The sequence below is a fragment of the Streptomyces sp. CRCS-T-1 genome (assembly GCF_024442335.1).
In the GTDB taxonomy this organism is placed as follows: domain Bacteria; phylum Actinomycetota; class Actinomycetes; order Streptomycetales; family Streptomycetaceae; genus Streptomyces; species Streptomyces koelreuteriae.
This window is the reverse complement of sequence record NZ_CP101651.1, coordinates 1,659,921-1,681,320: the sequence shown is the minus strand read 5'-3', so window position 1 is coordinate 1,681,320 and position 21,400 is coordinate 1,659,921. Positions and strand designations below refer to the sequence as shown.

23 protein-coding genes and 1 pseudogene are annotated in these 21,400 nt (G+C 72.6%); 10 read left to right on the top strand and 14 right to left on the bottom strand.

Annotated features, from left to right (window positions below):
- Nucleotides 1–5: 5 nt before the first annotated feature.
- On the bottom strand, nt 6–1,406 hold the full coding sequence (locus tag NNW99_RS07445; protein WP_215117911.1) for a DUF692 domain-containing protein: 1,401 nt from the start codon (nt 1,404–1,406) through the stop codon (nt 6–8).
- 162 nt (nt 1,407–1,568) lie between these two features.
- Here NNW99_RS07445 and NNW99_RS07440 point away from each other — a divergent pair, with 162 nt between their 5' ends.
- Nucleotides 1,569–2,147 (top strand): potassium channel family protein, encoded by a 579-nt coding sequence (locus tag NNW99_RS07440; protein ID WP_215117910.1) that lies wholly within the window; start codon nt 1,569–1,571, stop codon nt 2,145–2,147.
- A gap of 13 nt (nt 2,148–2,160) precedes the next feature.
- On the opposite strand, the gene NNW99_RS07435 is transcribed toward NNW99_RS07440, so the two are convergent.
- Both NNW99_RS07435 and NNW99_RS07430 read right to left on the bottom strand, forming a co-directional pair.
- Nucleotides 2,161–2,613, bottom strand: coding sequence for a hypothetical protein (locus tag NNW99_RS07435; protein ID WP_215117909.1), 453 nt, complete (start codon nt 2,611–2,613; stop codon nt 2,161–2,163).
- A 100-nt stretch (nt 2,614–2,713) separates the two neighbouring features.
- On the bottom strand, nt 2,714–3,646 hold the full coding sequence (locus NNW99_RS07430; protein ID WP_215117908.1) for a LysR family transcriptional regulator: 933 nt from the start codon (nt 3,644–3,646) through the stop codon (nt 2,714–2,716).
- 114 nt (nt 3,647–3,760) lie between these two features.
- Between NNW99_RS07430 and NNW99_RS07425 the strand changes: the two genes are divergently transcribed.
- The gene (locus NNW99_RS07425; protein WP_215117907.1) at nt 3,761–4,654 is read left to right on the top strand and encodes an NAD(P)H-binding protein; all 894 of its coding nucleotides are present in this window, start codon (nt 3,761–3,763) and stop codon (nt 4,652–4,654) included.
- 29 nt (nt 4,655–4,683) lie between these two features.
- Nucleotides 4,684–5,049, top strand: a complete 366-nt coding sequence (locus tag NNW99_RS07420) for a darcynin family protein (RefSeq protein ID WP_215117906.1) — start codon at nt 4,684–4,686, stop codon at nt 5,047–5,049.
- Between the two features lie 9 nt (nt 5,050–5,058).
- Here the strand turns inward: NNW99_RS07420 and NNW99_RS07415 are convergent, their stop codons facing one another.
- The gene (locus tag NNW99_RS07415) at nt 5,059–5,844 is read right to left on the bottom strand and encodes a peptidyl-tRNA hydrolase (protein ID WP_215117905.1); all 786 of its coding nucleotides are present in this window, start codon (nt 5,842–5,844) and stop codon (nt 5,059–5,061) included.
- On the opposite strand from NNW99_RS07415, the gene NNW99_RS07410 reads away from it, so the two are divergent.
- Nucleotides 5,843–6,709 carry an ATP-binding cassette domain-containing protein gene (locus tag NNW99_RS07410; protein ID WP_215117904.1) on the top strand — a complete coding sequence of 289 codons (867 nt, stop codon included), beginning with the start codon at nt 5,843–5,845 and terminating at the stop codon, nt 6,707–6,709. The genes NNW99_RS07415 and NNW99_RS07410 overlap by 2 nt on opposite strands.
- Complete coding sequence (locus NNW99_RS07405) at nt 6,706–7,377, top strand: ABC transporter (protein ID WP_215117903.1); 672 nt, start codon at nt 6,706–6,708, stop codon at nt 7,375–7,377. Before NNW99_RS07410 ends, NNW99_RS07405 begins: the two co-directional genes overlap by 4 nt.
- Here the strand turns inward: NNW99_RS07405 and NNW99_RS07400 are convergent.
- The 3 genes and pseudogenes from NNW99_RS07400 to NNW99_RS07390 form a co-directional block, all read right to left on the bottom strand.
- Nucleotides 7,369–7,548, bottom strand: a complete 180-nt coding sequence (locus NNW99_RS07400; RefSeq protein WP_215117902.1) for a hypothetical protein — start codon at nt 7,546–7,548, stop codon at nt 7,369–7,371. The genes NNW99_RS07405 and NNW99_RS07400 overlap by 9 nt on opposite strands.
- 18 nt (nt 7,549–7,566) lie before the next feature.
- A pseudogene (locus NNW99_RS07395) lies at nt 7,567–8,399 on the bottom strand (polysaccharide deacetylase family protein).
- A gap of 62 nt (nt 8,400–8,461) precedes the next feature.
- Nucleotides 8,462–9,979, bottom strand: coding sequence for an FAD-dependent oxidoreductase (locus tag NNW99_RS07390; protein ID WP_215117901.1), 1,518 nt, complete (start codon nt 9,977–9,979; stop codon nt 8,462–8,464).
- 88 nt (nt 9,980–10,067) lie between these two features.
- Between NNW99_RS07390 and NNW99_RS07385 the strand changes: the two genes are divergently transcribed.
- Nucleotides 10,068–10,487: a helix-turn-helix transcriptional regulator gene (locus NNW99_RS07385; protein ID WP_251057734.1), complete on the top strand. Its 420-nt coding sequence runs from the start codon at nt 10,068–10,070 to the stop codon at nt 10,485–10,487.
- Nucleotides 10,484–10,969 (top strand): SRPBCC domain-containing protein, encoded by a 486-nt coding sequence (locus tag NNW99_RS07380; protein ID WP_215117900.1) that lies wholly within the window; start codon nt 10,484–10,486, stop codon nt 10,967–10,969. The genes NNW99_RS07385 and NNW99_RS07380 overlap by 4 nt, the downstream gene beginning before the upstream one ends.
- 9 nt (nt 10,970–10,978) lie before the next feature.
- Here the strand turns inward: NNW99_RS07380 and NNW99_RS07375 are convergent, their stop codons facing one another.
- From NNW99_RS07375 to zapE, 7 genes are all read right to left on the bottom strand, one after another.
- Entirely contained in the window at nt 10,979–11,836 is an 858-nt protein-coding gene (locus tag NNW99_RS07375) for a PPK2 family polyphosphate kinase (RefSeq protein ID WP_215117899.1), read from the bottom strand.
- Nucleotides 11,837–11,920: 84 nt separating this feature from the next.
- On the bottom strand, nt 11,921–13,306 hold the full coding sequence (locus NNW99_RS07370; RefSeq protein ID WP_215117898.1) for a PhoX family protein: 1,386 nt from the start codon (nt 13,304–13,306) through the stop codon (nt 11,921–11,923).
- Nucleotides 13,307–13,396: 90 nt separating this feature from the next.
- On the bottom strand, nt 13,397–14,353 hold the full coding sequence (locus NNW99_RS07365) for a slipin family protein (RefSeq protein ID WP_215117897.1): 957 nt from the start codon (nt 14,351–14,353) through the stop codon (nt 13,397–13,399).
- Nucleotides 14,354–14,548: 195 nt separating this feature from the next.
- Nucleotides 14,549–16,048, bottom strand: coding sequence for a SulP family inorganic anion transporter (locus NNW99_RS07360; protein ID WP_215117896.1), 1,500 nt, complete (start codon nt 16,046–16,048; stop codon nt 14,549–14,551).
- A gap of 8 nt (nt 16,049–16,056) precedes the next feature.
- Nucleotides 16,057–16,638 (bottom strand): carbonic anhydrase, encoded by a 582-nt coding sequence (locus tag NNW99_RS07355; RefSeq protein ID WP_215117895.1) that lies wholly within the window; start codon nt 16,636–16,638, stop codon nt 16,057–16,059.
- 82 nt (nt 16,639–16,720) lie between these two features.
- The gene (locus NNW99_RS07350; RefSeq protein WP_215117894.1) at nt 16,721–17,149 is read right to left on the bottom strand and encodes a hypothetical protein; all 429 of its coding nucleotides are present in this window, start codon (nt 17,147–17,149) and stop codon (nt 16,721–16,723) included.
- A 199-nt stretch (nt 17,150–17,348) separates the two neighbouring features.
- Nucleotides 17,349–18,446: a cell division protein ZapE gene (gene zapE, locus NNW99_RS07345; RefSeq protein WP_215117893.1), complete on the bottom strand. Its 1,098-nt coding sequence runs from the start codon at nt 18,444–18,446 to the stop codon at nt 17,349–17,351.
- A gap of 37 nt (nt 18,447–18,483) precedes the next feature.
- Between zapE and NNW99_RS07340 the strand changes: the two genes are divergently transcribed.
- The 3 genes from NNW99_RS07340 (at nt 18,484) to murC (ending at nt 21,396) form a co-directional block, all read left to right on the top strand.
- Nucleotides 18,484–19,290, top strand: a complete 807-nt coding sequence (locus NNW99_RS07340; protein ID WP_215117892.1) for a pyrimidine reductase family protein — start codon at nt 18,484–18,486, stop codon at nt 19,288–19,290.
- Nucleotides 19,291–19,454: 164 nt separating this feature from the next.
- Nucleotides 19,455–19,928, top strand: coding sequence for an indole-3-glycerol phosphate synthase (locus NNW99_RS07335; RefSeq protein ID WP_215117891.1), 474 nt, complete (start codon nt 19,455–19,457; stop codon nt 19,926–19,928).
- Nucleotides 19,929–20,004: 76 nt separating this feature from the next.
- Complete coding sequence (gene murC / locus NNW99_RS07330; RefSeq protein ID WP_215117890.1) at nt 20,005–21,396, top strand: UDP-N-acetylmuramate--L-alanine ligase; 1,392 nt, start codon at nt 20,005–20,007, stop codon at nt 21,394–21,396.
- Nucleotides 21,397–21,400: the final 4 nt, after the last annotated feature.

Genomic DNA, 21,400 nt, shown 5'->3' with positions numbered 1-21,400 from the left:
GGCCCTCAACGCCGCAGCAGGACCCTGCGTGTGGCGCGAGCGAGTCGGTGGCCGGGGCGGCGGGAGCGCGGACTCGGTCCCGACCGCTCCAGCCACCACTCCCGTAGTTCCCGCCGCGCCTGCGCGTCCCCGGGGCGACCTGAGGACAGCAGGTGCTCGGCGAAGGTGAGGGCGTCGCGTCGGTAGCCGTCGGTCATCGGGTGGGTCTGGGCGTAGCCGAGGAAGGCGGTGCGGTAGTCCTCCCCGAGGATCACCGGCAGCTCGGGCGCGACCTTCCCCACGACATCCGCCCGCTTCGCGGCGAGCGCCCGCGCCTGTACAGCGACCCGCACCCGGTCGAACCCCTCGGGCACGGGCGTCCCCGCGACCAGCGCCGACAACAACGCGGCCTGCGCGAGCCCCACCCGCTCCCGGGCCCCGGGGTGGGGCAGGTCGAAGGCGCCCCGTGTCGCCCCGACCGCCCCGGTCTCTGTGGTCCGTCCGGCATCGGTGAGCAGCCCACCGTCGTGACCTGCCCCTTCCTTCGCGCGCCGCGCGGCCGCGCTGCCCTCCTCCAGGAGCTGCGTCTTCACGCGTTCGACCGCGCCCGTCTCCAGTGCCCGTCGGATCGAGCCCAGCTCGCGCTCCAGTTCCGCCGGTTCCGGGAAGTTCTCGTCGCGTTCCAGGAGGACGCCCGGAGGGGAGACGCGGGAGGCGAGGTCGGTGAGGATGTCGAGGACCGGGCGGGGGACGGGGTGGGCGTGGCTGTCGTGCCAGACGCCGTCGCGTTCGAAGCCGCCCGCGACATGGACGTAGGCGATGGCCTCCAGGGGCAGCTCGGAGAGGGCCTTGGCCGGGTCCTCGCCGCGGTTGACGTGGTTGGTGTGCAGGTTGGCCACGTCGATGAGGAGCCGGACACCGGTGCGGTCGGCCAGCTCGTACAGGAACTGGCCCTCCGTCATCTCCTCGCCCGGCCAGGAGATCAGCGCGGCGATGTTCTCGACGGCCAGCGGCACCGGCAGCGACTCCTGCGCGATACGGACGTTCTCGCAGAGGACGTCGAGGGCGTCCCGGGTCCGGGGCACGGGCAGCAGATGGCCCGCCTCCAGGCGCGGGGACGCCGTCAGCGCGCCGCCCGCCCGTACGAACGCGATGTGCTCGGTGACCAGCGGCGAGCCGAGCGCCTCCACCCGCTCGGCCAGCGCGGCCAGCCGCCCTTCGTCGGGCCGGTCCGCGCCCCCGAGGCCGAGCGAGACGCCGTGCGGCACCACGGTGACGCCGCGCTCGCGCAGCCGCTCCAGCGCCTTTGGCAGATGCCCGGGGCAGACGTTCTCGGCCACGGCCTCGACCCAGTCGATCCCCGGCATGCGCTCCACGGCGTCCGCGATCTCCGGCCGCCACCCGATGCCCGTCCCCAGTCGCTCCATTCGTCCCCCTCCTCCGCACGGCCCGTACCTCGAACGTGAGGGGGGTATGGCCCAGCCGCCCGGCCCCGAACCCTGCCCCGGATGCCTTCAGAGGAACATTTGAGGTTCACCGACGGAGGCACCGGGCTAGCGCCACCCCCCGATGCGTCGTAGACCGGACCTATGCGCGACGGCAGCGAGCAGCCGCACCACCCCGCGCGAAAGCGGAGACGGGACCCGGGGCATCCGGCCGTGGCCCGCTGGCTGTGGGCCGGTGCGGGAGTCCTGGTCCTGGCCGGGGGCACCGCCTACTTCCTGCTGCCCCTGGAGGGGCTCAGCGCGGAACGCCCCTGGCTGGGCTGGCCGCTGTTCGTCCTGTGCCTCGGACTGGTGGCCGCGCTGCTGCTGCGCCAGGTGCGCGACATCGTGCTGGAGAAGCCGCACACCCGGTCGGGCCTCGTCATCTCCCTGCTGATGTGCCTGGCCGTACTGGTCTTCTCGTCCGGCTACTACGCACTCGCCCAGCAGCCGGGCCAGTTCACCGGCCTGCGCACCCGGGTCGACGCGCTGTACTTCACCGTCGTCACGCTCGCGACCGTCGGCTACGGCGACATCACCCCGAGCGGGCAGGAGGCCCGCATGGTGGCCGTCGTCCAGATCCTGTACACGTTCGTCTTCCTCACGGCGGCGGCCACCGCGCTGACGCGCCATCTGCACACGGTCGTCGCCCAGCGCGACCGGCGTCCGCCGCCGACGTCCTGACCCCGGGCGGCGGCTACGCCGGTGGGGAGGCGCGGTAGTTGAAGACCGACCACAGCACGAACAGGCCGGTCACGATCATGATGATCGACCAGAACGGCTGGTACGGCAGCCAGATGAAGTTCGCGATCAGCGCCAGCCCGACCACGCCCGCGCCGACGACCCGCGCCCAGGTGGCGCCGGTGAACAGGCCGAACCCGGCCAGCACCACGAGCACCCCGACGACGAGGTGGATCCAGCCCCACGCGGTCAGGTCGAACGCGAAGACGTACTCGCCGAAGCTCGTGTACACCTCGTCGTTCGCGATCGCCGCGATGCCCTGGAACACCGCGAAGAGGCCGTAGACGACCATCAGGGTGCCACCGAGCGTGAGACCCCCGGCAGCCCAGGCGTCGCCACTGCTGCCGGAGTCGCCGGGCGTCCGGTCGGGGGCGGGCGGAGCGGGGGGAGGGGGCGCGGCACTGGTCATGGCTGCCTCCTGGGTCGGGTGTCTGGTAACCCCACTGGAGCACCCGCCCGCGACCGGCGCGCCCGCGGCTGCGCCGAACGGGTGGACGCCCGCGCCTTTGTCAGGGACTTGGGCGCAGGGTCCGGCGGACCGCGTCCCGGAGCCAGCGGTGCGCTCCGTCGGCGGCGTGGCGGGGATGCCAGGCGATGCCGATGACCAGGGGCGGCAGCGGCAGGGGGATGTCGAGCAGGTCGAGACCGAGGGTGCCGGCGGCCTCGGTCACGGGTGACGGCGGGTCGCCGGGCAGGGCGGCGGGGACGAGGCAGACGACGTCGCCGCGGGCGGCGAGGTGCAGTGCGGCCAGGTGGCTGGGGAGGACGGCGCTGACCCGTCGGCGGAGGTTCCGCTCGGCCAGGGCGCTGTCGAGGGGCCCGGTGAACCGGCCGCGGCGGCTGACCACGACATGCTCGGCGGCGGCGAGCCGGTCCGGGGTCAGGGTTTCCCGGGTGAGGGGGTGACCGGGCCGGACCGCCGCCACCATCCGCAGCGTGACCAGCTCCTCGACCCGGGTCTCCGGGTCGACGTGGTCGATCGATCCGACCTCCAGGTCGATCCGGCCGTCGCGGAGGGCCGGCCCGGCCTCCAGCTCCTCGGCGCGCAGCCGCAACGAGACACCCGGCGCCTCCTCCCGGGCCAGGCGCAGCAGCCCGGGGCCCAGCGCCGCGGCGAGCAGGTCGGAGGCCTGGAGGGTGAAGGTGCCGCGCAGGGTGGCGGGGTCGGCCTCGGCGCCGGGGCCGAGCAGTGCCCCGAGGCGGTGCACCACCGCGGCGGCCTCCTCACGCAGCGCCTGGGCACGGGGGGTGGGGACCATGGTCTGCCCCGCCCGCACCAGCAGGGGGTCATGGAGGAGACGGCGGAGCCGGGCGAGGGCGCGGCTCATGGCCGCGGGGGAGGTGTGCAGGCGCGCGGCGGCGCGGGTGACGCTCTGCTCGTCGAGCAGGGCGTGCAGGGCCACGGCGAGATTCGCGTCGATGACCGGGTCCGGGCTGTTCACCAGAGTAATTCCATTCCGGGCAATGATCCCTTGCTGAAGTTCCCATTGTGGCAACGGTGTTGGGCTCCGGAGGATGAGGACCACCGATCCGGCACCCGATCCGTGAGGTTCTCCATGATCGTCATCACCGCTCCCACCGGGAACATCGGCCGCTGTCTGCTGCCGCTGCTCCTGGACTCCGCCCCCGCCCGGGGCGAGGAACTGCGCGTGGTCGTACGCGACCCCGCCCGGCTCCCCGGCACCGTGCGCGACCGCGTCGAGGTGGTCACCGGCTCGCACGGCGACGCCGAGGTCGTCGACCGGGCCTTCGAAGGCGCGGACGCCGTCTTCTGGCTCGTGCCCCCGGACTCCTCCCGGACCCCGTACGACGCCTACTCCGGCTTCACCCTCCCCGCCACGAAGGCGCTCGCCGCCCACCGCGTCGGCCATGTCGTCGGCGTCTCCGCGCTCGGCCGCGGCACCCCGCTCGCCGACCGCGCCGGACTGGTCACCGCCTCCCTCGCCATGGACGACCTCATCGCGGGCACCGGCGTCGCCCACCGGGCCCTCGCCTGCCCGTCGTTCTTCGAGAACCTCCTGGAGGAGGCCGACGCGATCCGCGAGAGGGGCGTCTTCACCGACACCGTCGCCGCCGGCCGCAAGGCCCCGCTCGTCGCGGTCGCCGACATCGCCGCCGTCGCGGCCCGCCTGCTGCTGGACCGCTCCTGGACCGGCACGGACAGCGTCCCGGTCCTCGGCCCCGAGGATCTCTCGCCGGACGATCTCGCCCGCGTCATGAGCGAGCGGTTGGGCCGCCCCGTCCGCTACGCACGCCAGACGCTCGACGACCTGCGCGCCACCCTCGCCGGCCACGGCCTCGACGAGGCGTTCGTCCAGGGCGTCGCCGACATGAAGCGGGCCAAGGACGAGGGCCTCGACGCCGGTGCCGTCCGCACCCCGGACACCGCGACCCCCACCACGTTCGCGCGGTGGTGCGCCGAGACCCTCGATCCCGCGGTCCGGAGCTGACCCCACCCACCCACACCGAAGGAGCCACCATGTCCACCGAGGAAACCACCGCGCCCGTGACGGCTTTCATGCTCGTCAAGACCACACCCGAATGGCTCGCCATGACACCCGGGGAGCGCGTGAACGCCCTCGCCACCGAGGTCGTCCCCGTGGTCAAGGCCAGGACCACGGGCGTCCGGTCACGCTTCTACGACACGGAGTTCTACTCCGCGCGCGTCACCGACGTCTGGGTCTGGGAGGCCGACGACCACCACGCCTACCAGCTCCTCGTCGACGCCCTGCGGGAAACCCCCTTCTGGGACCGCTGGTTCGAGGTCGTCGACCTCCTCGTCGGCACCGAGAACGGCTACGCGCGCACCTACGGCGTCGACGCCGTCACCACCATCACGACCTGACGCCCCGCCCTAGGGCCGTCCCGCACGCGCGAGGGCGCGGATACGGTCGACCCCCTCCACCGCGAAGGTCGGCCCGGGGGCGATCTCCGTGAACCCCGCGTCCCGGACCACCGGCAGCCCGCTGTCCGTCAGCTCCGGCCAGCGGGCCGGGGCGGCCGTCCGCACGGCGAGCGGGAAGCCGGCGTCGCGCCAGGCTGCCTGCTCCTCGCCGGTCAGTTCCCACCAGGCCAGTTGGGCGGCATGACCGGCCTGCGCCATCGCCTTGCCGGCCGTCATGCCGAGGTGCGGGTTCACCCACAGCACGGGAGCGGCCGGATCCGCGGCCACCGGCGCTTCCGGGTCGTCCAGATCGGTGCCGGAGACCTGAAGCCGGGCCAGGTCCTTGGGCCAGCCGTCCAGCGGGACGGGCGGGAAGACCCGCACCTCGGCCGACTCCCCGGTGACCGTGATCCCCGGCAGCGCCTCGGCCCGCCGCCACTCGGCGCCCCGGGCCCGCCGCACCACCTTGCGGATCCGCGCGTCCTGCCAGTCCCGCATGGCCCGCGCCCACTCACCGTCCCCGGCCGACCGCTCGTCGCCCAGAATCGTCAGCACCGCCCGCGCGGCCGTCTCCAGCGCGTCCGTACGCACCGGCGGATCCCCCCGCTCGATCCGCACGACCAACGGCAGCACGAACTGCGGCGCCGTGTCGCGCACCGAGGTCTCGGACCGGAAGGGACTGTCGCTCACGGGCGTCGGGTCTTCGCTCACAAAGCCCAGTGTGCCAGCCGCAAGATCGTGCAGGATGGGCCCCATGCGACCCGACCTGTGCCTGGAGAACGCGGGCCGCCGCTACGGCCTGCGCGGCCCCTGGGTGCTGCGTGGCGTCGACCTGACGGTGGCCCCGGGCCGGCTCGTCCGCGTCGAAGGGGCCAACGGCACCGGCAAGTCCACGCTCCTGCGCCTGCTCGCGGGCATCGACGCCCCCAGCGAGGGCCGGATCACCGGCCGGCCGCGCACGGCGTACGTCCCCGAACGGTTCCCGCCGGCCCTGCCCTTCACGGCCGTCGGCTACCTCACCCACCTCGGCACCGTGCACGGTCTGTCCCGTGCGGCGGCCGCCCGAGCCGCCGGCGAGTGGCTGGAGCGCCTCGGGGCCGCCGCGTACGCCGATACGCCGATGGCCCGGCTGTCCAAGGGCAGCAGCCAGAAGGTCGCGGTCGCGCAGGCCCTGCTGGCGGACCCCGAGCTGCTGGTGCTGGACGAGGCGTGGACCGGCCTGGACAGCGATGCCCGCGCGGAGTTGGAACGGGCGGTCGCCGAACGCACGGCGGCCGGCGGCTCCGTGGTGTTCGTCGACCACGACCCGCGCCGCCTCGCGGGCCTGCCGGACGCGACGTACACCGTGCGCGAGGGGACGCTCGTCCCGTGGGACGTGGCGCAGCCGCTCCCGTCCGGACCGTGTGTCACGGTCGAGGTGCAGGGTCCGCCGGACGGGCGCCTCCCCGACGACGTGCGGCGGACCGCAGCCTCCGCCGAGGAGACAGAGCCGGGCGGCTACCGACTGACCGTCCCCGCCCCGCACTCCGACCTTCTGCTCCGCGCCCTGCTCACGGCCCGCCCGCCCTGGCACGTGGTGCGCGTGGCTCCGCAGCCGGACGCCCCCGGGAGCAGCCGATGACCGCCCTCCTGCGCTACCACGCCGCCCTGCTGCTGCGCTCGCAGCGCTGGCTGCCGCCGTTCCTGCTGTACGCCGCCTTCCTCGCCATCAGCATCCAGGGCGGCCAGCCGGTGCTCGACTCGCTCGGCTACGCCGCCGCCGCGCTGCTGCCCGTCGCGGCCTGGCTGGCGCGGATCTGCGTCACGGGCGAGCCGGAGGCCGCGCGCGGCTGTGCGGCGGCTGCCGTCGGGCCCGCCCGGGCCCATGTGGCCTGCTTGCTGGTGGCGCTGGCCGGCGCGGCGGCGCTCGGTACCGTCACGACCCTTCTCGTGACCCTGCTCAGCGACCCGGTCACCTCGGACCACCGAGCCCGGGTGCCGCTCGCCCCCGCCTGCGGTGCCGGGCTGCTCGCCACCCTGGCCTGCGCCCTGCTCGGCACGGCCGTCGGGGCGCTCACGAGCCGGCCGTTGCTGCGGTCGCGGGGCCGTGCCGTCCTGGCCCTGCTGCTCGCGGCCCTGCTGTCCCTGGTGGCCACCGGCTCCCCGGCACAGGCGGCGGTGCAGGGCCTGGTGACCGGCTCCCGGTCGGGCACCGTCTCCCTCCCGCTGCTGCCCCTGGCGGCGGCAGCCCTGGTCACGGCCGGGGCACTGGCCCTGGCCGGTGCGCTCGCCTCCCGCCGATCACCCTGAGCAGGCCGTGCGCTGGGCCTCCTGCCATTCGCAGACCGGGCAGAGGGTGATGCCCTTGTACGACTCCGGGTACTCCGTGGGCTTGCGGCACAGCACGCACTCGGCGTAGGGCGGGCCCTCCGCCCGGGGTGGCCTGGTCGGGGCGATCAGGCAGTAGTCGTTGTCGTTCATATGTCCAGCGTAGGACGGTCAGGGGCGGTTGCCCACGGCCTCGATCAGCTCGGACACCTTGACGAACCGGAAGCCCCTGCGGCGCAGCTCCGGGACGATCGTCCGCACCGCGCGTTCGGTCGCCGGGGCGGCGCTGCGGGTGCAGTGCAGGACGACGACCGAGCCGGGCCGCACCTCGTCGAGCACCTGCCGGGCGACGACGTCCGGGTCCGTCTCGAAGGCGTCACCGCCGACCACGTCCCACTGCACGGCGGTGACTCCGGTCGGGGCCAGGGCCTTCAGGGCCCGGCGGTCGTAACAGCCGCCGGGGAAGCGGAAGTACGGCAGGGGGTCCCGTACGCCGGCCTTCCGGAGCGCGGCGTAGGCCCGCTCCACGTCCGACCGCCTCCGCTCCTCGGGCACGGTCGGCAGGCCGTAGCAGTCCGGGGTGTAGGCGTAGTGGCTGTAGGAGTGGTTGGCGACCTCGAAGAGCGGGTCCCGGCCGATGGAGCGGGCCTGGGCGGGGTACTCCTCGGCCCAGCGGCCGGTCATGAACACGGTGGCCCGCACCTTCAGCGCGCGCAGCGTCGAGATCAGCCGCGGGTGGTCGAACCGCTCACCGGCCGCCGCCCGGGCCCCCTGACCGGCGGTCATGTCGGCGTCGAAGGTGAGCGCGACGGTCCTGCCGCGGGTGCGGGGGCCGTGCTCGAAAACGGGGGTGAGGCCCGCCGGACCGGGGCCAGGGTCGGGGGTCTCGGCGGTGGAGCGGGCACCGGTGACGTCGCCGCCCGCGGGGGGTGGGTGGTGCCGCAGGCGGCGAGAGCCGTGCACAGGGCGCATGCGGCGGTGACACGACGGAAGAGTGTGATCACTGTATGAAGATATGGGTGGAATCGCCCTCTTATGCGTCGTGGCTTCGGGTGTCACCCGGCCGTCAGATGTCCCGCCGCTCCAGCGGCTTGGTCGCCGGGCCCTGGATCACCTTGCCGTCCGTGTCGAAGCGGGAGCCGTGGCAGGGGCACTCCCAGGCGCGCTCGGCGCCGTTGAAGGCGACCAGGCAACCCAGGTGGGTGCAGCGGGCGGAGACGGCGTGCAGGGAGCCGTCGTCGTCGCGGTAGACCGCGAGGCGGTGGCCGTCGGCGCGGACCACGGCGCCCTCGCCGGGCGGCAGGGCCTCCACGGGCGGCACCGGCCGCAACCGGTCGCCCACGAAGTGGCCGGCGACCTTGGCCTGCGTCCTGAGGAACGACGGCGCCTCCCGCACGGCCGGACGCAGCCGGCGCGGGTCGTACAGCCCGCTCCACGCGCACTCCTCGCCCGTGATCTGCGCCGCGAGGAGGCGGCCCGCCATCATGCCGCCGCTCATGCCCCAGCCGCCGAAGCCGGTGGCCACGTACGTGTGCCGCGCGCCCGGGTGCAGCGGGCCCACCAGCGGCACGGTGTCGGTGGGGTCGGTGTCCTGCGTGGCCCAGCGGTGGGTGACGTCCAGGTCGGGGAAGTGCTCCCTGGCCCAGGCGGTGAGGTGTGCGAAGCGGGCCCGTGGGTCGCCGGTGCCCGGGGTGAAGTGCTCGCCGGTGACGACGAGCAGCCGCCGGTCGCCCTCGTGCGGAGCCGTGCGCACCGAGCGGATGCCCTCGTCGGGCGTGATGAACATGCCGTCGGGGTCCTGGTCCGCGGGGATCGTCCCGGCCACGACCAGCTCGCGGCGCGGCGACAGCCGGGCGAACAGCAGGGCCCGGTCGAAGATCGGGTAGTGCGTCGCCACGACGACGTCCCGGGCCCTGACCGTCGCCCCGGTCGTGGTGGACAGCCGGCACGGCTCGCCCTCGTCCAGGCCGAGGACGGCGGTGTCCTCGTAGATCCGCCCGCCGTGTTCGACCAGGTCGGCGGCGAGCGCCAGCAGGTATTTGCGGGGGTGGAACTGCGCCTGCCCGGTGACCCGGACCGCGCCCGCCACCGGGAAGGGCAGCCCGGTCTCCGTCACGAACGAGGCGGGCAGCCCGGCCTCGGCGGCCGCCCGCGCCTCGGCGCGCAGTTCGTCCACCCGGCCCGTGTCGCACGCGTAGGTGTAGGCGCTCCGGGTCTCCCACGCGCAGTCGATGCCCAGCTCCTCGACGATCCCGGCCGCGCGCTCGATCGCCTCGGACTGGGAGCGGGCGTACAGCCGGGCGCCCTCGGGGCCGCGGGTGCGCCGGAGCTTGTCGTAGACGAGCGTGTGCAGGGCGGTGACCTTGGCGGTGGTGTGTCCGGTGACCCCGGCCGCGACCCGCCCGGCCTCCAGCACCGCCACGCTCCGTCCGGCCCGCGTCAGCTCCCACGCCGTGCACAGTCCGGCGATCCCGGCGCCGATCACCGCCACGTCGACGTCCAGCTCGTCGGCAAGGGCGGGGTGGCGGCCGTCCGGTGCCGTCTGAATCCAGTACGAGCTGCTGACCTGCTCGTTCTCGCTCATGGGGCGCCGAGTACCCCCGTCGGGCCGCTTCAGTGGGCGGGCGTGTCGCGCTTTACAGAAGGGGGCGACGGAGCTAACGTACAACCAAATGGTTGTAGATGTTGCGGATGAACCGGGCGACGAGACGGTGGACCGGCTGTTCCACGCCCTGGCCGACACCACGCGCCGGGACATAGTGCGCCGCTGCGTGCGTGGGGACCTGTCGGTGTCGCGGCTGGCCGAGTCCTACCCGATGAGCTTCGCGGCGGTGCAGAAGCACGTCGCCGTGCTGGAGCGGGCGGGTCTCGTCACCAAGCGGCGCAGCGGACGGGAGCAGCTCGTGTGCACGGACCCCGAAGCGGTGGACCGCGCACGCCAGGCCCTCGACGAACTCGAGTCGGCATGGCGCGGGCGTGTGGACCGGATGGCCCGGCTGCTCGCCGAGGACCCCGGACCGGAAGAGAACCAACAGAACCAAGAGAGCGACGAGAACGCCGAGAACGACGCCACGGAAGGACCCTTGAGATGAGTGTCACCAGTGTCGACAAGGACCTCGACCACCTCACCCTCACCCTGATCGCCGACTTCGCCGCCCCCGTCGAGCGGGTGTGGCTGCTGTGGGCCGACCCCCGGCAGCTGGAGCGCTGGTGGGGACCGCCGACCTACCCGGCGACCGTCGAGCAGCACGATCTGACCCCGGGCGGGGACGTCACGTACTTCATGACCGGCCCGGAGGGCGACCGGCACCGCGGCTGGTGGCGGATCACCTCGGTCACCGCGCCGACGTCCCTGGAGTTCACCGACGGCTTCGCCGACGACGACGGAAAGCCCAAGGACGACATGCCGACCATCTCCGTGCGGGTCACCCTCACCGAGCACGGCGGCGGCACCCGGATGGAGATGCGCTCCCTCTTCGACTCCCGTGAGCAGATGGAGCAGCTCGTCACCATGGGCATGGACGAGGGCCTGAAGGAGGCCGTCGGCCAGATCGACGCCCTGCTCGCCGCCTGACCGGCCCGCTCAGGGCTGCCGCAGCAGCCGCTCCCGGATCTCCGCCACGTCGAAGTCGGCCTCCGGATACCGCGGATCCAGCTCCTCCAGATGCTCCAGGAGCAGGGTGCTGACCGCCCAGTTGCGGTACCACTTGCGGTCGGCCGGGACCAGGTACCAGGGCGCGTACGAGGTGCCGCAGCGCTCCATGGCGATCTCGTAGGCCTCCTGGTACGCGGGCCACAGGGCCCGGTCGTCGATGTCGGAGGCGGCGAACTTCCAGCGCTTCTCCGGCTCGTCGAGCCGCTTGAGCAGCCGGCGGCGCTGCTCCTCGTAGGAGACGTGCAGGAAGCACTTGACCAGGGTCACGCCGTCGTCCGCGAGGGACTTCTCGAAACGGTTGATCTGCTCGTAGCGCCGGTTGATCTCGGGGGCGGACGCCAGGCCGCGCACGCGGGCGATCAGGACGTCCTCGTAGTGCGAGCGGTCGAAGATGCCCAGTTCGCCGGGGAGCGGGAGCGCCTTCTCCACGCGCCACAGGAAGGGGTGCGCGCGCTCCTCGTCCGTGGGCGCCTTGAACGGCGTGATGCGGCAGCCGGACGGGTTGAGCAGGCCGATCACATGCTTGACCGTGCCGCCCTTGCCGCTGGTGTCCATGCCCTGGAGGACCAGCAGGACGCGCCGCCGGTCGCCCGCGGTGCTCGCCGCCCACAGCCGCTCCTGGAGGACGGCGAGGCGCTCGCCGATCCGGGCCGTGGCGGCCTTGCCCGCCGCCTTGCCGTCCGGGCCCCCGGGTGTGGCGGCGGCCCCGTGACGGGACAGGTCGAGCGGCTCACCGGCCGGGACGCGCAGCCGCTCACGCAACGAGGTGCGGTGTTCGTGACCCACCGGGGCCCCTTTCGGCCTGGAGCCTCGATCATCCGCCGGGGCGCCGGGTTCCGCACCCGGCGCCCCGGTCGGGAGCGCGGCCGGCTACCGGCGCCAGGGGCCCGTCACCGCGAACGTGGTGCCGGGGGTGTAGCAGTTGACGTACATCGTGTCGCCGTCGGGGGAGAAGGTCACGCCGGCGAACTCACCCCACTCGGGCTCCTCGGGGGTGCCGATGTTCTGCCGGCCGCGCGCCATCGCGTACACCTCGCCGCGCCGGGTCACGCCGTAGACGTGCTGTGCGCCGTTGCCGTCCTCGCAGACCATGAGGCCGCCGCTGGGCGCCAGGCAGATGTTGTCCGGCGACTCTCCCGGCAGCTGGATGTCGGTGCCCGGGCCGAAGACGATCACCAGGGTCAGCCGGCGGCGCTCGGGGTCGTAGCGCCAGATCTGCCCGTAGTGGTCGGCCGTCGAACCGTCCGAGCGGCGGGCGAAGGACGACACGAAGTACACCGAACGGCCGCCCCAGTAGCAGCCCTCCAGCTTCTGCGCGTGGGTGATGCCCCCGCGGCCGAAGTCCTGGAACCGGATCGGCGTCTCGCCGGCCAGCGGGTCCGGTACGTCCACCCACTCGATGCCGTCGAACTCGGCGCCGATCTCCTGGATCGTGGACAGGTCGGGCACACCGGGCACCCGCATGGCCTGGAGCCGGCCGCCCGCGCGCAGCGAACCCCGGCCGCCCAGCGGCTTCCTCGGCAGGAAGCGGTAGAAGAGGCCGAAGGGCTTCTCGAAGGCGTCCTCCGTCTCGTACACCACACCGCGCCGGGGGTCGACGGCGATCGCCTCGTGCTGGAAGCGGCCCATCGCGGTCAGCGGTACGGCACCGGTGCGGTGCGGGTCGGCCGGGTCGACCTCGAAGATGAAGCCGTGGTCCTTGGTGTAGCCGTTGGTGCCGGCCTTGTCCTCGGTCTCCTCGCAGGTCAGCCAGGTGTCCCACGGGGTGGGGCCGCCCGCGCAGTTCACGGCGGTGCCGGCGATCGCGACGCGCTCCGACACGACGTTGCCCCGGGCGTCCAGCGTCAGGGCCGTACAGCCGCCCTTGCCCGCCGGGTCGTAGGTGAGGCCCTCGACCGTGGGGACGGGGATCCTGCCGTCGGCGCGGTTCTCGTGGTTGCGGACCAGATGGACCCGGCCGCCCTTGCCCGCGAAGGCCGACATGCCGTCGTGGTTGGAGGGGACCTTGCCCTCACCCGAGCGGAGCCGGTCTCCCTCGCGGGACAGGACCCGGTAGCGGAAGCCCTTAGGGAGGTCGAGCAGACCTTTCGGATCGGGGACGAGCGGGCCGTAGCCGTGGTGGCCGAGGCCCTGTGCGGAGGCGGTGCCGGCGAAGAGTTCGGGCAGGGCACCGGAGAATCCGATCCCGATGCCCAGAGCACCCGTTCCGGCGAGCACCTGACGTCGTGTAGCGGTGAAACGACCGGTTTCGGTCATGGGGGAACCTTCCTGCTGGCGGACAGGAACTGTGATCCCGCTGTGTCTATCACCTGGTGCGGGCGGCGTGAACCACGCGCGTAGCGCGGGTCACTGCTCCACCGCCCGTCGCAGGTGCTCCATGGCCTGTTCGGTCTTGTCGAGGGGGTGCTCCCCGTTGTCGAGCGTGTCGAGCGCGGGCTCCGCCGGAGCAGGAGCAGGAGCAGGAGCAGGAGCAGCAGTCGGAGCCGGCTCCGATGTCTGTGCCTGCGTCTGCGGCTGTGCCTGTGTCTGGGACTGCCGGCCTTCCTCGTGGCCCCGCTCCAGGAACCGCAGCAGCTCCACCGGGATGGGCAGCACCAGCGTGGAGTTCTTCTCCGCCGCCACGGCCATCACGGTCTGGAGCAGCCGGAGCTGGAGCGCGGACGGTGTGTCGGCCATCTGGTGCGCGGCCTGGGCCAGCTTCTTCGAGGCCTGGTACTCGGCGTCCGCGTTGATCAGCCGGGCCCGCCGCTCCCGGTCGGCCTCGGCCTGTCGGGCCATGGAACGCTTCATCGTGTCCGGCAGGGACACGTCCTTGATCTCCACCCGGTCGATGGTCACGCCCCACTCCACGGCCGGGCTGTCGATCATCAGCTCCAGGCCCTGGTTGAGCTTCTCCCGGTTGGACAGCAGGTCGTCCAGCTCGCTCTTGCCGATGATCGAGCGCAGGGAGGTCTGCGCCATCTGGGAGACGGCGAAGCGGTAGTCCTCGACGTTGACGATCGCGGCCGACGGGTCCACGACCTTGAAGTACACCACCGCGTCGACCCGCACGGTCACGTTGTCGCGGGAGATGCCCTCCTGGGCGGGGATCGGCATCGTCACGATCTGCAGATTGACTTTGCGCATCCGGTCCACCGCGGGAACGATCATGGTGAACCCGGGCCGCCGCACGTCCCCGTGCACGCGCCCGAGCCGGAAGACGAGCCCGCGTTCGTACTGCTTGACGACCCGCGCCGCCGCGGCCACGTACACGAGGCCACCGGCGCAGACCGCCGCCACCGCCCCCATCAGCTCTTCGACCATGCCGACCTCCCCGTTCAGAGGTCCGATTTCGTATGCTTCTGTAACGATATGCCGGGAGCGGGGGTCGGGGCCATGCCCCGGCGGCACGGGGAACCGCGCGCCCCGTCAGGGCCGGCCCGCGACGGACATGCGAACGGCCCGGAGCGCGCTGGAAGGCGCGTCCCGGGCCGGGGGCGTGGGCGGTGCGGCGGGCCGCTAGGCCACCGTCACCTTCTCGCCCTCTTTCGACTGCTCGGAGTCCAGCTCGGGCTCCGTGACCTTCACCGGCTCCGTGTCCGTGTCGCTGTGGCGCTCGGCCCAGTTCTCCAGGGCCGTGCGGCAGGCGTGGTCGAGGTGGTGCAGACCCGAGAGGTCCAGCTTGATCGGGCGGTCCTGCGGCAGGCCTTCCAGGTTGTCCAGGATCTTCGGCAGCCGCAGGAACGTCGCGTTGCCCGACAGGTACGCCTGGATGGGGCCGGCGCCCTTGTCGATGACCTCGAGCTTGATGTGCGACGCCTCCCAGGCGGTCTTGACGACCGACAGGGCCAGACCGATGAGCACACCCTCGAACATGTTCACCGCGACGATCGACACGGCGGTGACGGCCAGGATGACCGCCTCGCCCCGGTGCTCACGCCACAGCGGCACGATCTTGCGGAACGGGATGAGCTTGAAGCCCGCGTGGACCAGGATGCCGGCGAGCGCGGGCAGCGGGATCAGGGCCAGCGTGGCCGGCAGGAGCGCCGCGAAGAGCAGCAGCCACACACCGTGCATCACCCGGGAGGCCTTGGTCTTGGCACCCGCGCTGACATTGGCCGAGCTGCGGACGATGACCGCGGTCATCGGCAGCGCGCCGAGCACACCGCAGAGCGTGTTGCCCGCGCCCTGCGCCATGAGCTCCTTGTCGTACTGGGTGCGCGGTCCGTCGTGCAGCCGGTCCACCGCGGCGGCGCTGAAGAGGCTCTCGGCGGAGGCGATCAGGGTGAAGGCGATGATCGTGCCGATGATGCCGATGCCCACGCTGCCGAAGGCGTCGAGGCCGGGGGGCTGGATGGAGTCCAGCAGACCCTTCACCTCGACGGTGGCGACCGGCAGGTTGAACGCGGCGGTGGCCGCGATCGCCAGGATCACCGCGGCGAGCGCGCCGGGAACGGCCTGCGCCTGCTTCGGCAGCTTCTTCCACAGCACCATCACCGCGATGGTGGCCGCGCCGAGCGCGAGGGAGGTGAGCGCCTTGGTGCTGCCGAGCGCGTCGACGGCGGCCCCGGGCAGGCCCAGGATCTTGTCGATGCCGGAGGCGGGGGCCTTCAGCCCGGCCGTCGCATACAGCTGACCGGCGATGAGCACCAGACCGATTCCGGCCAGCATGCCCTCGACGACCGAGACGGATATCGCGCGGAACCAGCGGCCGAGCTTGAGCGCGCCCATGATGAGCTGCAGCAGACCGGCGGCCAGCACGATCACACCGAGCGCGGGCAGCCCGTAGGTGTCGACCGCCTCGTAGACGAGCACGGTCAGACCGGCGGCCGGGCCGGACACCTGCAGGCTGCTGCCCGGCAGGAATCCGGTGACGAGGCCGCCCACGATGCCGGTGACCAGGCCGAGTTCGGCCGGGACACCGGAGGCGACGGCCACACCCACGCACAGCGGGAGCGCGACCAGGAAGACGACGAGGGAGGCGGTGAAGTCCTGCCTCAGGTGGGGGAACTTGGTCATGGCGCCCCTCACAGCTTCTCGAAGGTGTCGGTGTCCGCGCGGTGGTCCCGCACGGCGCCGGTGTGCACTTCGTAGAACCAGGCGTGCAGCCGCAGCCGGCCGTCCGCCAGACGGCTCTCCACGCTCGGGTACGAGCGCAGCCGCTCCACCTGGGTCAGGACGTGGTTCTGCACGGCTTCGGCGACCGTCTTGTCGGTCGGGTCCGCGCACTTGGGCTCGTCGCAGGCGTGCGCGAGCCAGTCCCGCACGGCGGGCACGCCGCTGAGGTCGTCGCCCCGCACCACCGCGCCGACGGCGCCGCAGTGCGAGTGGCCGCAGACCACGATCTCCTTGACGCCGAGGACTTCCACGGCGTACTCGATCGTGGCCGCCTCGGAGGTGGGGTGTCCGAGGGTGTAGGGGGGAACGACGTTGCCCGCGGTGCGCAGCTCGAACAGCTCGCCGGGCCGGGCGCCCGTGATCAGAGCCGGTACGACCCTGGAGTCGGAGCAGGTGATGAACAGGACGTCGGGGGACTGGCCCTCGGCGAGGCGGGCGAACTCCTCAGGGCGCTGTCCGTGCGTGCGGGCGTTGTCGATGAGGGGTTGCATGAGTGTGGTGACTCCTCCTGGCGCGCAGTGGGGACGCGTCGGACGGGCATGACAGAGGTGGGGGAAGGAACGACTCTGTTCCTCAGCAGCGGAAGACCTGAAGTGCTGCCGGTGTGTGCGACGTCGAGGATCTCGACGCGCGTTGGTGCGCGGCGCCGGCTCTGACCTGGTCCGGTGCTGTCGGCGGGATGTGCCGCAGCAGGGGCCGCTCCGGCGCGCAGGGCGCGGAGTCGGCGTGGTGGAACCGGTCGCGGGTCCGCAGGGGACCGGTCGGGTCCCCGTGGTGTCCGGTGCGGCAGTGGGCGATCTCGTCGCGCAGCGCCTTCCCGGAGAACGTGCTTCCGGGGCGTGAGGACAGGCCGGAGGGTTCAGTTCCGGGCTGAGCCTTGGCCTCGGCTTTACGGGGTGTGTGCGCGGATGCGAAGGACGCCGTCGGTGCGAAGAACTGAAGGGCGAGCAGGACGGCGGCGAGGATCGAAACCACGGTCCGTGCCGTCGTACCTCGGTACATGCGCCCCCCTTCAGGTGATTGACACGTCTAGCGCTGACCAACACTTGGTCAATGACTGGTCAAGAAACACGTTAACCCTGCAAAGTCATTTGCAGGGTTAACTTAACGTTTCAAGCTGAAGAGAGCCTGAAAACCGTGGGTGGGTTGGCTTGAACCACCCCTTGGCCCCACGGCAGTTGGTGCGGTATTGGGGTTGTGGTTACCGGGAGTTCGCCAGCTTGCCCGCGTCGCGCGCCAGGGCGGTCAGCCGGGAGATGGCCCGGAAGTACTTCTTGCGGTAGCCGCCGTTCAGCATCTCCTCGCTGAAGAGCTGGTCGAAGGGCAGACCCGAGGCCATCACGGGCACCTCGCGGTCGTAGAGCCGGTCCGCGAGGACGACCAGCCTGAGGGCCGTCGACTGGTCGGGAACCGGCCGCACACCGGTGAGGCACACCGCCCTGATTCCGTCGGTCAGCGCGCCGTACCGGCTGGGGTGGACGCGGGCGAGATGCTCCAGGAGGGGCGAGAACGCGTCGAGGGAGGCGCCCTCGGTGGCGTTCGCCGTCTCGGTCACCTGTTCGTCGGAGTACGGTGGCGGCGCCTCGGGCAGACCGCGGTGGCGGTAGTCCTCGCCGTCGATGCGCAGGGCGCGGAAGTGGGCCGACAGGCCCTGGATCTCCCGCAGGAAGTCGGCCGAGGCGAACCGGCCCTCACCGAGCTTGCCGGGCAGCGTGTTGGAGGTGGCGGCGAGCGCCACGCCCGCGTCGACGAGCTTGCCGAGGAGCGTGGAGACCAGGACGGTGTCGCCCGGGTCGTCCAGCTCGAACTCGTCGATGCACAGCAGACGGTGGCCGGACAGGGTCTGGACGGTCTTCTGGAACCCGAGGGCGCCGACCAGGTTGGTCAGCTCCACGAAGGTGCCGAACGCCTTGAGCTCGGGCTCGGCCGGGGTGGCGTGCCACAGGGAGGCCAGCAGATGGGTCTTGCCGACGCCGTAGCCGCCGTCGAGGTAGACACCGCGCGGGCCCACCGGGGCCTTCGGCGCCTTGCCGAAACCGAACAGCCGCCGCTTGCCGGAGGCGCCCGCACCCTGGCCGAGGCCGGCCGCGAAGCTCTCCAGGACCTGGACGGCCTCGGTCTGGCTGGGCTGGTTCGGGTCCGGGATGTACGTGCTGAAGCGCACCGAGTCGAACCGCGGCGGCGGCACCATCTCGGCCACCAGCCGATCCGCGGGGACGTGCGGCTCACGGGCGCACAGGGAGAGCGGGGCCGCGTCGGCTATCGGGCCGGTACCGGAGGGGGCGGGGGAAGAGGACACGGTTCACCATGCTACGGCGCGTGGAACACTGCACGGCATGCGACGTCTGTTCCCTGTGACCGATGAAACAGCAGCTCCGGCCCCGGGTGGGGCGGCCGGTGAGGAGGGTGCCGGGCGCGAGTGGGGCCTGGCCGAGCTGGCCGCCGCCTACGCCTATCCCGAGCCGGGGGCCGGGGGACCGGCGCCGTGGCTGCGCGCCAACATGGTGTCCACGCTGGACGGGGCCGCCCAGCACGACGGCCGTTCGCAGCCCATCTCCAACGCGACCGACATGCGGATCTTCGGCACGCTGCGGGCGCTGGCGGACGTCGTGGTCGTCGGCGCGGAGACGGTACGCCAGGAGGGGTACCGGCCGGCCCGCGCGCGTGCCGAGTTCGCGGCGGCGCGGGAGGCGGCCGGGCAGGGGCCCGCCGCCGCGATCGCGGTCGTCACCGCCGGCCTCGACCTGGACTTCTCGCTCCCGCTCTTCACCTCGCCCCTGGTGCCCACCCTGGTCCTCACCGGAGCCTCCGCCGCCCCGGACCGCGTCGCCGCCGCCGAGAAGGCGGGCGCGCGCGTGGTGGCCGCGGGGGACGGCATCGGCGTGGACCCCGCCCGGGCCGTCCAGGCCCTCGCCGGGCTCGGCCACACGCGGCTGCTGACCGAGGGCGGCCCGCGGCTGCTGGGGCAGCTCGTGGCGGCCGGTGTGCTCGACGAGCTCTGTCTGACCGTCTCCCCGATGCTCACGGCAGGCGACGCCCAGCGCATCGCCGGAGGGCCCGCCGTCACGGTCCCGCGGCGCTTCTCGCTGCTGTCGATGCTGGAGGAGGACGGCTTCCTGTTCACGAGGTACGGGCGGTCCTGACGTACTGAACCGCGCGGCACGGGGTAGAGGCGCTCTGGAAGCCGGACGGTCAGTACGTTCGGAATATGCCGTTCTGTTTGGATTCCGGAGGGCACACTGGATCCGGCAGTTCCCGTGCGAACGCGGGGCAGGATGGTTTCCGCAAGGATGAGAAGGGGCGCCTGGTGTTCACAAGCGTATTGATGATCGAGAAGGCCCTGACGTCCGCCGACGTGGAGTTCGTCACCACCTTGCACGGGGAGGAGCGGGTCTCCTTCCAGGTGCTGCTCCAGCCGCGCGGCGAGCAGGCGGACCGTCTGCTGCGGGCCATCGACGACGTCGCGCTCGGCGAACTCGACGACGCCGTCCGCGAGGGGGAGACCCCGGAGGGCCAGGAGGCGCTGAGCGTCGGGCAGCGGGCGCTGGAGGTGTCCCTCGCGGCGCTGCGGACGTCCGGGAGCGGGGCGGAGGGGCGGCTGATCGAGGATCACCCGCTGGACGCGCTCAAGTCCCTCGTGGAGGAGGTCGGCGCGGACGAGGTGATCGTGCTGACCGACCCCCACTACGTGGAGGAGTTCTTCCACCGGGACTGGGCGTCGCGGGCCCGGCACAAGGTCGGGGTGCCGGTGCTGAAGCTGTTCTCCCACAGCAAGGCGTAGTGCCGGGGCGGATGCGGTGGCGCTTCTGAAATAGGCTGTGGGCGCTCACCGCCCCGATACGCCTTTGGAGATCTGCATGGCACCCGGCCTTCCCACCGCCATGGACCGACCGCACTTCATCGGGATCGGTGGGGCCGGTATGTCGGGTATCGCGAAGATCCTCGCCCAGCGCGGGGCCGTCGTGGCCGGCAGCGACGCGAAGGAGTCGGCGACGGCCGAGGCGCTGCGGGCTCTGGGTGTGACGGTGCACATCGGGCACGCCGCCGAGCACCTGGCCGACGACGCGAGCTGCGTGGTCGTGTCCTCGGCGATCCGGCAGGACAACCCCGAGCTGGCCCGCGCGGCCGCGCTCGGCATCCCCGTCGTGCACCGCTCCGACGCGCTCGCCGCCCTGATGGACGGCCTGCGGCCGATCGCGGTCGCCGGTACGCACGGCAAGACGACCACGACCTCGATGCTCGCGGTGTCGCTGAGCGAGCTGGGCCTGACGCCGTCGTACGCGATCGGCGGGGACCTGGACGCGCCCGGCTCCAACGCGCTGCACGGCGACGGCGAGATCTTCGTCGCCGAGGCCGACGAGTCCGACCGCAGCTTCCACAAGTACGCGCCCGAGGTCGCGATCATCCTCAACGTGGAGCTGGACCACCACGCCAACTACGCCTCGATGGACGAGATCTACGAGTCGTTCGAGACGTTCGTGGACCGGATCACCGAGGGCGGCACGCTGGTCATCGCCGCCGACCACGAGGGCTCCCGGGAGCTGACCCGACGGGTCGCGGGGCGCGGTGTGCGGGTGGTGACCTACGGCGAGTCCGAGGACGCCGGCGTGCGCATCCTGTCGGTCGTGCCGCAGGGCCTCAAGAGCGAGGTCACCGTGGTCCTGGACGGCGAGACGCTGACCTTCACGGTCTCCGTCCCCGGCCGGCACTACGCGCACAACGCGGTCGCCGCGCTGGCGGCGGGCGTCGCCCTCGGCGTCCCGGCGGCCGAGCTGGCCCCGGCGATCGCCGCGTACACGGGCGTGAAGCGGCGGCTGCAGCTCAAGGGCGAGGCCGCGGGCGTCCAGGTCATCGACTCCTACGCGCACCACCCCACCGAGATGACCGCCGACCTGGAGGCCATGCGCGCTGCGGCGGGCGACTCCCGGATCCTGGTCGTCTTCCAGCCGCACCTCTTCTCGCGGACGCAGGAGCTGGGCAAGGAGATGGGGCAGTCCCTGGCCCTCGCGGACGCCTCGGTCGTGCTGGACATCTACCCGGCCCGCGAGGACCCGATCCCCGGCGTGACCAGCGAGCTGATCATCGAGGCGGCCCGGGTGGCGGGCGCGGACGTGACGCCCGTGCACGACAAGGCGGACGTCCCCTCGGTCGTCGCGGGAATGGCGAAGCCGGGTGATCTCGTTCTCACCATGGGAGCGGGCGACGTCACCGACCTCGGCCCGCGCATCCTGGACCGTCTGTCGAACTGAGGGG

Coding starts and splice junctions, on each gene's coding strand:
- NNW99_RS07440 (WP_215117910.1), top strand. CDS start 1,569: ATGCGCGACGGCAGCGAGCAGCCGCACCACCCCGCGCGAAAGCGGAGA.
- NNW99_RS07380 (WP_215117900.1), top strand. CDS start 10,484: ATGAGTGTCACCAGTGTCGACAAGGACCTCGACCACCTCACCCTCACC.
- NNW99_RS07400 (WP_215117902.1), bottom strand. CDS start 7,548: ATGAACGACAACGACTACTGCCTGATCGCCCCGACCAGGCCACCCCGG.
- NNW99_RS07365 (WP_215117897.1), bottom strand. CDS start 14,353: ATGGTCGAAGAGCTGATGGGGGCGGTGGCGGCGGTCTGCGCCGGTGGC.
- NNW99_RS07420 (WP_215117906.1), top strand. CDS start 4,684: ATGTCCACCGAGGAAACCACCGCGCCCGTGACGGCTTTCATGCTCGTC.
- NNW99_RS07390 (WP_215117901.1), bottom strand. CDS start 9,979: ATGAGCGAGAACGAGCAGGTCAGCAGCTCGTACTGGATTCAGACGGCA.
- NNW99_RS07370 (WP_215117898.1), bottom strand. CDS start 13,306: ATGACCGAAACCGGTCGTTTCACCGCTACACGACGTCAGGTGCTCGCC.
- murC (WP_215117890.1), top strand. CDS start 20,005: ATGGCACCCGGCCTTCCCACCGCCATGGACCGACCGCACTTCATCGGG.
- NNW99_RS07405 (WP_215117903.1), top strand. CDS start 6,706: ATGACCGCCCTCCTGCGCTACCACGCCGCCCTGCTGCTGCGCTCGCAG.
- NNW99_RS07415 (WP_215117905.1), bottom strand. CDS start 5,844: ATGGGGCCCATCCTGCACGATCTTGCGGCTGGCACACTGGGCTTTGTG.
- NNW99_RS07340 (WP_215117892.1), top strand. CDS start 18,484: ATGCGACGTCTGTTCCCTGTGACCGATGAAACAGCAGCTCCGGCCCCG.
- NNW99_RS07385 (WP_251057734.1), top strand. CDS start 10,068: ATGGTTGTAGATGTTGCGGATGAACCGGGCGACGAGACGGTGGACCGG.
- NNW99_RS07410 (WP_215117904.1), top strand. CDS start 5,843: ATGCGACCCGACCTGTGCCTGGAGAACGCGGGCCGCCGCTACGGCCTG.
- NNW99_RS07360 (WP_215117896.1), bottom strand. CDS start 16,048: ATGACCAAGTTCCCCCACCTGAGGCAGGACTTCACCGCCTCCCTCGTC.
- NNW99_RS07355 (WP_215117895.1), bottom strand. CDS start 16,638: ATGCAACCCCTCATCGACAACGCCCGCACGCACGGACAGCGCCCTGAG.
- NNW99_RS07425 (WP_215117907.1), top strand. CDS start 3,761: ATGATCGTCATCACCGCTCCCACCGGGAACATCGGCCGCTGTCTGCTG.
- NNW99_RS07445 (WP_215117911.1), bottom strand. CDS start 1,406: ATGGAGCGACTGGGGACGGGCATCGGGTGGCGGCCGGAGATCGCGGAC.
- NNW99_RS07435 (WP_215117909.1), bottom strand. CDS start 2,613: ATGACCAGTGCCGCGCCCCCTCCCCCCGCTCCGCCCGCCCCCGACCGG.
- NNW99_RS07350 (WP_215117894.1), bottom strand. CDS start 17,149: ATGTACCGAGGTACGACGGCACGGACCGTGGTTTCGATCCTCGCCGCC.